7 protein-coding genes are annotated in these 10,455 nt (G+C 71.3%); 3 read left to right on the top strand and 4 right to left on the bottom strand.

Annotation, left to right across the window (positions count from 1 at the left end; all coding sequences use genetic code 11):
* Window positions 1–78: 78 nt before the first annotated feature.
* The 4 genes from IEZ21_RS07995 to IEZ21_RS07980 all read right to left on the bottom strand — a co-directional run bounded on the left by IEZ21_RS07995 (window position 79) and on the right by IEZ21_RS07980 (window position 5,850).
* Window positions 79–738, bottom strand: coding sequence for a spherulation-specific family 4 protein (locus IEZ21_RS07995; RefSeq protein ID WP_189321165.1), 660 nt, complete (start codon window positions 736–738; stop codon window positions 79–81).
* Window positions 735–2,258 carry a hypothetical protein gene (locus IEZ21_RS07990; protein ID WP_189321164.1) on the bottom strand — a complete coding sequence of 508 codons (1,524 nt, stop codon included), beginning with the start codon at window positions 2,256–2,258 and terminating at the stop codon, window positions 735–737. Before IEZ21_RS07990 ends, IEZ21_RS07995 begins: the two co-directional genes overlap by 4 nt.
* Window positions 2,255–3,775: a GT4 family glycosyltransferase PelF gene (gene pelF / locus IEZ21_RS07985; protein ID WP_189321163.1), complete on the bottom strand. Its 1,521-nt coding sequence runs from the start codon at window positions 3,773–3,775 to the stop codon at window positions 2,255–2,257. Before pelF ends, IEZ21_RS07990 begins: the two co-directional genes overlap by 4 nt.
* Before the next feature lie 95 nt (window positions 3,776–3,870).
* Entirely contained in the window at window positions 3,871–5,850 is a 1,980-nt protein-coding gene (locus IEZ21_RS07980; RefSeq protein ID WP_189321401.1) for a hypothetical protein, read from the bottom strand.
* A gap of 386 nt (window positions 5,851–6,236) precedes the next feature.
* Between IEZ21_RS07980 and IEZ21_RS07975 the strand changes: the two genes are divergently transcribed.
* The 3 genes from IEZ21_RS07975 to IEZ21_RS47430 all read left to right on the top strand — a co-directional run.
* Entirely contained in the window at window positions 6,237–7,781 is a 1,545-nt protein-coding gene (locus tag IEZ21_RS07975; protein WP_189321162.1) for a leucyl aminopeptidase, read from the top strand.
* A gap of 274 nt (window positions 7,782–8,055) precedes the next feature.
* Entirely contained in the window at window positions 8,056–9,444 is a 1,389-nt protein-coding gene (lpdA, locus tag IEZ21_RS07970) for a dihydrolipoyl dehydrogenase (protein ID WP_189321161.1), read from the top strand.
* Between the two features lie 57 nt (window positions 9,445–9,501).
* Window positions 9,502–10,455 (top strand): biotin/lipoyl-containing protein (locus IEZ21_RS47430; RefSeq protein ID WP_246567400.1); only part of this gene is annotated, 954 nt, incomplete at its 3' end.

Here is a 10,455-nt window from a genome sequence, read left to right as displayed (position 1 = left end):
GGTCTGGGGGCGCAGCCCCCAGCGGGGTCCAGGGGCGGAGCCCCTTGGTATGGGACGGGTAAGGGCGGCGGGGGCGAGTCACCCTCTCCCCAGCCCCAGCCCCAGCACATGCGGCAGCGTCCCCCACGGGTGTGCGCCCGTCCCCGGCACCCCGCAATGCACCGTCGCCCCCCGCGCATGCGCCAGCTCCCCCACACGGGCACCCGCCGGCACCCCGTACACAAGGTGGCACAGGCGGGTGCGCGTACCGCCCGGCCACGGGTCCGGCCGCAGACTGCGGTACGTCTCCCACGTTCCCTCGAAGGTCACGAGGACGTCCGCCAGCCTGCCGTACGCGGGATGCGGCGCCACCCCGTGGTTGAAGGTCAGGGTCTCGCAGCCGACACCCCAGGCGGCGGTGGCGAGCTGCTGGTAGTAACCGAACTCACCGAGCCCGGTGGCGACTTGGTCGAGGAAGGCGCCGTTCGTGCCGTACCAGTCGCGGTGTCGGGTCAGGTCGGCGACGACCTCGGTGCGCGGTCTTCGGCCGTAGGCGGTGTCGACGTACCCGAGCACCCGGACGTCCGCCGCGCGCAGCCGCTGCGCGATCTCGGCGAACGCCGGGTCGGGGTGCTCTCCGGGGCCGCTGGCCGGGTTCAGTACGACTCCGTAGAGGCGGGGGGCGGCAGCGACGATCGCCTCCCATTCGGCGGGGCGGACGGACGGGTGCTCGTAGTACGGGACCAGCAAACGGCTCACCGGTGGGCCGTCGCTCTGCCCAGCAGCCAGCACACCAGGCCCGCCAGCACCCCGGCGGCCGTGGCGTACACGACGAGGCCGATCAGGTGCGGGTCCGCGCCGTCCACCAGCAGCGCCACGCTCTGCGCGAGCCCCGCGGCGCAGCAGACCACCGCGGCGCTCAGAACCGCGCCGAACGACTGGAGCAGCAGGCCCGTCCACAGGACGACGCCGAGGAGCATCAGGGCGGTGAGCCGTACGCCGCCCAGGCCGGGCGCGTCGGGCCACAGCGCGGCGGTGGCGAGGCTGAGCACGAACAGCGCCGCGAGATAGCCGCTGAGGCACTCCACGAGGGTGACCGCGGTGGTCCGCCAGAACGCACGGCTCGTACGGCTGGAGCGCAGCCCGGCGAGACTTCCGCTGCGGAACCGGTACAGCAGCCACTCCGCGGGCCCCATGCTCAGCGTGAGCGCCACGGCGGCCGGTGCGGCGATCGCGGCGTCCGCCCCGGCGCCCTCGGCCAGGACGTCGCCGAGCGCCACGTACACGACGAGTACGCCGCTGCCGATCCCGAAGAAGGCGTACGGCAGCGAGGCGCCGAGCCAGGGCGCGGCGCCGGGGCGGGGTCGCTTCCCGTCGCTTCGGAAAGGCAGCAGCGCCGTGAACCCCGCCGACCAGCTGATCCGCTTCCCGTCCCCCGACTCCCGTACGGCCGGGGCGACTTCACGCATAGCGAGCGCCGAGACCGCGGCCAGGGAGCCGAGGAGCAGGGCCAGTCTCGCGGCGTCCGGCACCGGGCGGGCCAGTGCCAGAACGGCGCCCGCCGCCATGGGCAACAGGGCTGCCAGCAGGGCCCGCTCGCGGCCCATCACCAGCAGCACGGTGGCCGCCCCGAGGTAGCAGGACTGCCCGGCCGCGAAGGCGACCGCGCCGAGGTGGTCCGAGGCGACGGCCAGCGCGACCAGCGAGCCGAGCAGGGCGCCCACCGGAGCGCCGAGAAGGAGCGAGCGGCGGGAGGCGGTGCGGTCGCCCAACCCCAGCCAGGAGTACGCCCGATGGGCCAGCCCCTGGTTCCAGGCCCAGCCGCACAGGGCACCGGCCAGCAGCGGCGCCGTACCGGCCGGGAGCCCGAGGCCGTCCTCGGGGCCCGCGAGGAGGGGCGCCCCGAGGACGTAGCCGAGTCCGGGCAGCGCGAAGACGACGCCTCTGAGCAGGCAGCCCAACAGGCCTGTGCGCCAAGGGTCGTGGGCCGGGCCCGCCGGTTCGGGGTGGCGGCGTTCGACGCGTGCGTACAGTTCCTCGGCGAGCGAGAAGGAGTCCTTGCAGCCGTACTTCTCGCGTATCTGGTCGTCCGACATGCCGTCGGACTCCAGGAGCGCTGCGATCTCGTCGGGGTGGACGGCGGCGGCGACGAACTCCTCCAGACGCGTGGCGAGTTCGTCCACCGGATCGGCACCCGCCCAGCTGGGCCGGCGTCGGCGCGGCACGGTGGGGAGGGTGTCGCCGTGCGTGCCCGGGGGCATCCGGATCGATCCGCTCACCAGCCCGTCCCGTCCGTGGCGACCGCCTGGTACCAGGGGTCACGCAGCTCGACGGTCCAGTCGACGACGGTCTCGACGGTGGGCTCGTACACCTCGGGCAGGCCCGCGAGCTCGTGGTAGATGGTGCGGAAGGCATCCACGGAACGGCGGAGGGTGAACCGGTCGATGACGCGCTGCCGCGACAGCCGGCCCAGTGCCAGGCGCCATTCGTCGTCCTTCAGCAGCGTGAGCGCCGCCGCGGCCATCTTCTCGGGCTCACGCGGCGGCACCACCAGCCCGGTGTCGCCGACCGCCTCGCTCACTCCGCCCACATCGGTGGAGACCGTGGTCCGCCCGCACGACATTGCCTCGATGATCGAGAAGGGGAAGCCCTCCGAGATCGACGACAGCATCACCACATGCCCGGCCGCGTACGCCCGCCACACCTCGCTGATCCGGCCCTCGAAGCTGAGCCCGTCCGTCACACCCAGCTCGGCGGCGAGCTTCTCCAGCCTGGTCTTGTACGCCTCTCCCCCGGCCGGCACGGGGCCGAACAACCGCAGCCTGGTCTCGGGGAGTTCGGCGCGCACCATGGCGTACGCGTGGATCAGTGTCTCCAGGTCCTTGATGGGGTCGATACGGCCGCACCAGGTGAGCGTGGGCACCTCCGGCTCGGGTCCGGCGTGCGGGAAGGCGTGCGGGTCGACGCCGTTGTAGACGGTACGGATCTTGTCGGGGTCGGCGCCTCCGCGCTCCTCCCAGCGGCGGTTGTACTGGTTGCACGGGGTGATCAGGTCGGCGGCTTTGTAGCCGAGGGTGTTGAGTTCGCGGTAGAAGCCGAGCATCAGGGCCTTGACGGGCCAGCGCTGGGCTTCGCTGCGGTAGCCGAGATAGCGCTCGCGCAGATAGATGCCGTGCTCGGTGAGCAGGAAGGGTATGCCGTCCAACTCCCGTGCGGCCAGGGCCGGAAGGGTGGCGAGGCCGCTGCCGGTGGAGTGCGAGACGGAACCCTCGGGGAGCCGTACGCCGAGCGGGCGCAGTGCGTGCTCCAGCAGGTCGGTCGCGGTCAGCGCGTCGTGCACGGTGGGCCGCGCGGCGGCGGTCGGCAGATGCGGCATGGTCCAGATCCACATCAGCGAACGCAGCGCGGCCTCGGTGCGCAGAGCCGCCGACAGCCGTCCTTCGCGGGCGAGCCGGGCGAGTTCGTAGAGCGCCTCACCGAAGTCGCAGTGCGCCTCGGGGTCGAGGAAGGACAGCAGGAACCGTTCGTAGGTGTCGATGAAGCGGCGGCGGGCGCGCCCGCGTGGTGGGCGCCGGGAGCCGGGGCGGGTGCCCCACAGGGGTATGGATGTGTGCTGGTAGACGTTGGACGGCAGCTCCCAGGTCACGGGTTCGCGACCGCTGCCGGCGAGCGATATGAGGTTGAACTCGACCTCGGGCATGCCCTTCACGAGCTGGTCGCACCAGGTGCTGACCCCGCCGTGGACCAGCGGATACGTGCCCTCCGTGAGCATGGTGACATGACGGCCGGTGGTCATCGTGGGGGTCCCCCTGGAACATGTCTACGGCTCGGTGGCGCGCCCCGGCCGGTCTTGGCGGGGGCGCGCCTCGTGCTGGTGCGCTGCTCTGGTCGTTAGGCGGGCAGTCTCAGGGTCAGGGCGGTCTGCGTGGCTTCCGGCGTGGTCCAGGCCGAGCGTTCGCCCGCGTACGGAGTGCCGAACTCGGTGGTTCCGGCCGGGAGTTGCTTGAGCGTTCCCTCCGGCGCGGTCACCGGGATGTCGGTCCCGGACGGGGCGGTGACGGTGACCGTGTCGCCGACGCGGTACGCCGTGACGTCACCGTCGGCGACGGCCTGCTGCCAGTCGGCGCGGCGCTGGAACTCCGTGCCGATCGCGCTCTGCCGCGGGTTCTCCAACGGGGTGTTGTCGGCGAACAGCGCGCGGTAGTCGGCGAGCACCTTGTCCAGGACCGGGTAGAGCAGCCGGTCCTCGGCCAGGTTGGACTGGTGCACGTAGTGCGGGCGCGGGTCATTGTGCACGGCGTGCCCGAGGGCGATACGGGCCTCCTGCGGGGCGATGTACGACTCGAAGCCGGTGGCCGGGTCGAGCGGGTCGTCCAGGCAGGTGGACGTCGGATTGTTCTCGCAGACGCCGCTGCCGCCGTCGGCCGTGGAGGTGTAGACCCAGTTGTACTCGTCGGTCATCTCGGCGGCCGTACCGACGTTGTAGTACACGTTCATCGGATGGCGCGGCACGGTCAGCGCGGCGCCCACCGAACGCTGCTGCGGCTCACGGGAGTTGTCGGAGGCGATCCACTTGACGCCGTTGTCGGCGAGGGCGCCCGCGAGGTTCGGGTTGTCGTCCGGCTGCTGCGGCAGCGTCTTCAGACCCGAGTGCTCCCCGGTCACCAACTCGGTGGGGTCGACCGGGAGTCCGTGGCTTTCCGCCCACTGCTGGTTGTCGCCGATCTGCGCCGAGATCTCGGCGCGGCTCATGTACTGGGTCGTGCCGTCCGTGTTCTTGGCGCAGCTCCACGGCACCGTGCTGGTGTCCTGGACGCAGCCCAGGAAGGGGTGTGTGTACGTGTGGTTGATCCAGCGGTACTCACCCTTGTCGGCGAGGAGTTGGTCGGTCAGCGCATCGGTGCCGCCGTTCTCGGCCTTCCACTCCTCGCCGGCACCCGCGTTGTAGACCATGTCGAGGGTGAAGTCGCTGGTCTCCTGCCACCGCGCGGCGTACACCGCGTCGTCCGCGGTCATCCGGATCGGCGTGGTCCCCTCACCGTCACCGCCGACGCAGTCGAAGTCGCCCGGTGTGCAGTTGCGTTCGGTGTCCCAGCGGCTGTCGGGCGCGAAGACGTCGTCGACATGGACGGAGAAGTAGTTCCTGCTCTGTCCCAGGTGTACGCCCTGAGTCAGCCATTCGACGATTCCACGGGCCAGGACCCGGAACTGCTGCTGGTCGTCGTTGTACGCGAAGGTCACGACGAGTTCGCGGCGGCCGTCGTGGGCGTACTCGCCGACCAGGCTGCCGCGGCCCTCTCCGCCGGGCACGGCGATGTCGACGTAACTGGTGAAGCCCTCGCGCGGCCGGGCCACGTACCCGTAACTCTCCTGAACGGAGCCGGAGTTGTCCTCGAACCTCAGCGGCCCGTCGAGGTAGCCGAAATACCCCGCCTGCCCGGCCTCGGTGACCGAGGCCTCCCGGCCGTCGAGCGTGCCGGCCCAGCCGCCCTGGTCGGTGTAGTCGAGACCGACGCCGGGGTGCGCCCAGGTGTAGGCGTCGACCTGGGGGATGCCGAAGGTCCTCTCGTACGTCTCCAGGGCGGTCTGCTCGGCCGAACCCGCCCCGAACGGCGCCTCGTTGGGCAGGACGACGCCTTGGTACCTGGCGCGCGGGACACCGTCCACCGTGTCGCTCAGAAACGCCTCGTCGATCGTCGGGCGGTCCGCCTCGTCGAGGTCGACGGTGGTGTACGGGATGCCGGTGCTCTTCAGCTCCTCGGTGATGGCCTCGACGGGGCTGTCGCCGTTGTCGACGACCAGCACCCTGAGATCGATACGCGGCTCCTCGGCCGCGGACGCTCCGGGTACTCCAAGACCCAGCGCCAGCATGCCCGCCGCCGCCAGGCCAACGGCTGCGGATTTCCAACTGCGCGCTCTCTGCGCCACGGTGACTTCCTCCCCTGACGGATCCTCATGTGGTCGGCCGAGGGAGGATCCGTGGAAATCATGCAAAGCGGAGAGCGGATCACTCACACCGAATACGGCGAGTGTGACTCAGGTCACTTCATGTGAGGGCCGAGAAGTGGCCCCTCCGCCACGGCGGGGTGAACGGCCGCTGGAATGAGCGAAACCCGCCACCGAGCGTAGGCTCATGTCCGGTACTCCTCCGGTCCGGTCCAGCCTGCCGATCCGCCGTCTCCTAGGCTCCTTCGTCGGGCCCGGCCGAGCCACCCCCCTCGGCCACAGCAATTCAATGGAAGCGAGATTTCACCACCGTGACTGCTCTCACTCTCAGCACCGCCGCAGCGCCCGGCCTGCGGGCCGACGCGATCGTCGTCGGTGTCGCCAAGGGCGGCTCCGCCAAGTCATCGGACCTGGTTGTCGCACCGGGCGCCGAGGCCGTGGACAAGGCGTACGACGGCGGGCTCGCCGGCGTTCTGGAGACCCTCGGCGCCTCCGGTGGCGAGGGCGAGGTGACGAAGCTGCCGGCGCCGTCCGGCTTCAAGGCACCGGTCGTGCTGGCGGTCGGTCTGGGTTCGCAGCCCGACAAGGACGCCTCGTTCGGCACGGAGACGCTGCGCCGCGCCGCCGGTGCCGCCGCCCGCGCGCTGGCCGGCTCGAAGAAGGCCGCGTTCGCCCTGCCGATCACGGACGCCGCCGACGCGGGCGCCATCGGCGAGGGCGCGCTGCTCGGGGCGTACTCCTTCGACACCTACAAGGAGAACGGCAAGGACGGGAAGAAGGACGCGAAGAACGGCAAGGCCCCGCTCGCCGAGGTCGCGCTGCTCGGCGGAAAGCCCCGCGACAGGGCGTACAAGGCGGCCGTCGAGCGCGCCACCGCCGTCTCCCAGGAGCTCAACCGCGCTCGTGACCTCGTCAACACCCCGCCGAACGACCTGAACCCGGAGGCCTTCGCCGCCGTCGCGCAGGCCGCGGCCAAGGAGCACGGCATCAAGGTGCAGGTGCTCGACGAGAAGGCCCTGGAGAAGGGCGGATACGGCGGCATCCTCGGCGTCGGCGCCGGGTCCGCGTCCGCTCCCCGCCTGGTGCAGCTGTCGTACACCTCGTCCAAGGCGAAGAAGCACCTGGCCTTCGTCGGCAAGGGCATCACGTACGACTCGGGCGGCATCTCGCTGAAGCCCGCCGGGCACAACGAGACGATGAAGTGCGACATGAGCGGGGCCGCGGCCGTGTTCGCGGCGGTCGTCGCCGCCGCGCGACTGGGTCTTGAGGTCAACGTGACCGGGTGGCTGGCGCTCGCCGAGAACATGCCGTCGGGGTCGGCGACCCGGCCCGGTGATGTGCTGCGGATGTACAGCGGCAAGACGGTCGAGGTGCTGAACACCGACGCCGAGGGCCGCCTCGTCCTCGCCGACGCGCTGTGGAAGGCGTCCGAGGACAAGCCGGACGCGATCGTGGATGTGGCGACGCTGACCGGGGCGATGGTTCTCGCTCTGGGCAACCGCACGTTCGGTGTGATGGCCAACGACGACGCGTTCCGCTCCGCGATCGTCGAGGCCGCGGAGGAGGCCGGTGAACCGTCGTGGCCCATGCCGCTGCCGGACCACCTGAAGAAGGGGATGGACTCCCCTACCGCCGACATTGCCAACATGGGTGAGCGGATGGGGGGTGGGCTGGTCGCCGGGCTGTTCCTCAAGGAGTTCGTGGGCGAGGGGATCACGTGGGCGCACCTCGATATCGCTGGGCCTGCCTTCAATGAGTCCGGGCCGTTCGGTTACACGCCCAAGGGGGGTACTGGGTCGGCGGTGCGCACGCTGGTGCGGGTTGCCGAGCTGGCGGCTTCTGGGGATCTCGGCTGACGTTGCGTGGCTGCGTGCGCCCAGTAACTCGGTCCGTTCTGTCGTAGCGCGGCTGCGGGCCGTATGTGGCTGGGCGCGCAGTTCACCGCGCCCCTTCGGGGCGCGGTGGGACGTCTCACACACCGGCCCGGCGTCCACGTTCCCGCGGACAAGTGCAAAGATGGGTTCTCGGCAGGACAGGGCCCCACCACAGGGCCGAAGAAAGAGCGGCCGGACACCAGCCGCCGCCCGGTCGGGAGACCGGCGTACGGCGCACATGCATGGAGGACGTGACGTGGCGAACGACGCCAGCACCGTTTTCGACCTAGTGATCCTCGGCGGCGGTAGCGGCGGCTATGCCGCGGCCCTGCGCGGAGCGCAGCTGGGCCTTGACGTCGCCCTGATCGAGAAGAACAAGCTCGGCGGTACCTGCCTGCACAACGGCTGCATCCCCACGAAGGCCCTGCTGCACGCCGGCGAGATCGCCGACCAGGCGCGTGAGGCCGGCCAGTTCGGCGTGAAGGCCACCTTCGAGGGCATCGACATCGCGGCCGTCCACAAGTACAAGGACGACGTGATCAGCGGCCTCTACAAGGGCCTGCAGGGTCTCGTCGCCTCCCGCAAGGTGACGTACATCGAGGGCGAGGGCCGACTGTCCTCCCCCACCTCCGTCGACGTGAACGGCCGCCGCGTCCAGGGCCGCCACGTGCTCCTCGCGACCGGCTCCGTGCCGAAGTCGCTGCCGGGACTGGAGATCGACGGCAACCGCATCATCTCCTCGGACCACGCGCTGACCCTGGACCGCGTCCCGCAGTCCGCGATCATCCTCGGCGGCGGCGTCATCGGCGTCGAGTTCGCCTCCGCCTGGAAGTCCTTCGGTACGGACGTCACGGTCATCGAGGGCCTCAAGCACCTCGTGCCGGTCGAGGACGAGAACAGCTCCAAGCTTCTTGAGCGCGCTTTCCGCAAGCGCGGCATCAAGTTCAACCTCGGCACCTTCTTCGAGAAGGCCGAGTACACGCAGGACGGCGTCCGTGTGACCCTCGCCGACGGCAAGACCTTCGACGCCGAGGTGCTGCTTGTCGCCATCGGCCGCGGCCCGGTCTCGCAGGGCCTGGGCTACGAGGAGCAGGGCGTCGCGATGGACCGCGGCTATGTCCTGGTCGACGAGTACATGCGGACGAACGTGCCGACCATCTCGGCCGTCGGTGACCTGGTCCCCACGCTCCAGCTCGCGCACGTCGGCTTCGCCGAGGGCATCCTGGTCGCGGAGCGTCTCGCCGGTCTGAAGACCGTGCCGATCGACTACGACGGTGTGCCGCGGGTGACGTACTGCCACCCGGAGGTCGCCTCCGTCGGTATCACCGAGGCCAAGGCCAAGGAGGTCTACGGCGCGGACAAGGTCGTCGCTCTCAAGTACAACCTCGCGGGCAACGGCAAGAGCAAGATCCTCAAGACCGCGGGCGAGATCAAGCTCGTCCAGGTCAAGGACGGTGCCGTCGTCGGCGTCCACATGGTCGGCGACCGCATGGGCGAGCAGGTCGGCGAGGCCCAGCTGGTCTACAACTGGGAGGCGCTGCCCGCCGAGGTCGCGCAGCTCATCCATGCTCACCCGACGCAGAACGAGGCGCTCGGCGAGGCCCACCTGGCCCTGGCCGGCAAGCCGCTGCACTCGCACGACTGACAGCCCTCGGGCGCGACGACACAGACTTCCGCAATTCGTTAAGGAGCAACAGAAACCATGGCGGTTTCCGTAACCCTTCCGGCGCTCGGCGAGAGCGTCACCGAGGGCACTGTCACTCGCTGGCTGAAGGCCGAGGGCGAGCGCGTCGAGGCCGACGAGCCGCTGCTCGAGGTGTCGACCGACAAGGTCGACACCGAGATCCCCTCGCCCGCCGCCGGCGTACTGGCGTCCATCAAGGTCGCCGAGGACGAGACGGTGGAGGTCGGCGCCGAGCTGGCCGTCATCGACGACGGCACGGGTGCGCCCGCTGCCGCTCCGGCCCCGGCCGCCGCCGAAGCCCCCGCGGCTCCGGCTCCGGCCGCGCCCGCCCCCGAGGCCACCCCGTCCGCCGAGGCCGCAGCTCCGGCTCCGGCCCCGACGGCCGAGGCCGCCGCCGGTGGCGGCACCGCCGAGGGCACCGACGTGGTTCTCCCGGCGCTGGGCGAGTCCGTCACCGAGGGCACCGTCACGCGCTGGCTCAAGGAGGTCGGCGAGAGCGTCGAGGCCGACGAGCCGCTGCTCGAGGTCTCCACGGACAAGGTCGACACCGAGATCCCGGCGCCCACCTCCGGTGTGCTCCTGGAGATCACCGTCGCCGAGGACGAGACCGCCGAGGTCGGCGCCAAGCTCGCCGTCATCGGCGCCCCGGGCGCGGCTCCGGCCGCCGCTCCGGCTCCGGCGCAGCCCGCCCCGGCCGCTGCCGCTCCGGCTCCGGCCCAGCCCGCTGCCCCGGCTGCGCCTCCGGCCCCTCCGGCTCCGGCCGCGCCCGCCCCCGCTCCGGCCCAGGCAGCGGCTCCGGCCGCTCCCGCGCCGGCCGCGCCCGCTCCCGTCACTCCGGCTCCGGCGGCTCCGGCCGCCGCGCAGCCCGCCGACGAGGGCGCGTACGTGACCCCGCTGGTGCGCAAGCTCGCCGCCGAGAACGGTGTCGACCTGTCCACCGTCAAGGGCACCGGCGTCGGCGGCCGTATCCGC

Source organism: Streptomyces flaveus (assembly GCF_014647675.1).
GTDB classification, from domain to species: Bacteria; Actinomycetota; Actinomycetes; order Streptomycetales; family Streptomycetaceae; genus Streptomyces; species Streptomyces flaveus.
The sequence above is the reverse complement of the archived record's forward strand: the minus strand, read 5'-3'. Positions and strand labels throughout refer to the sequence as shown.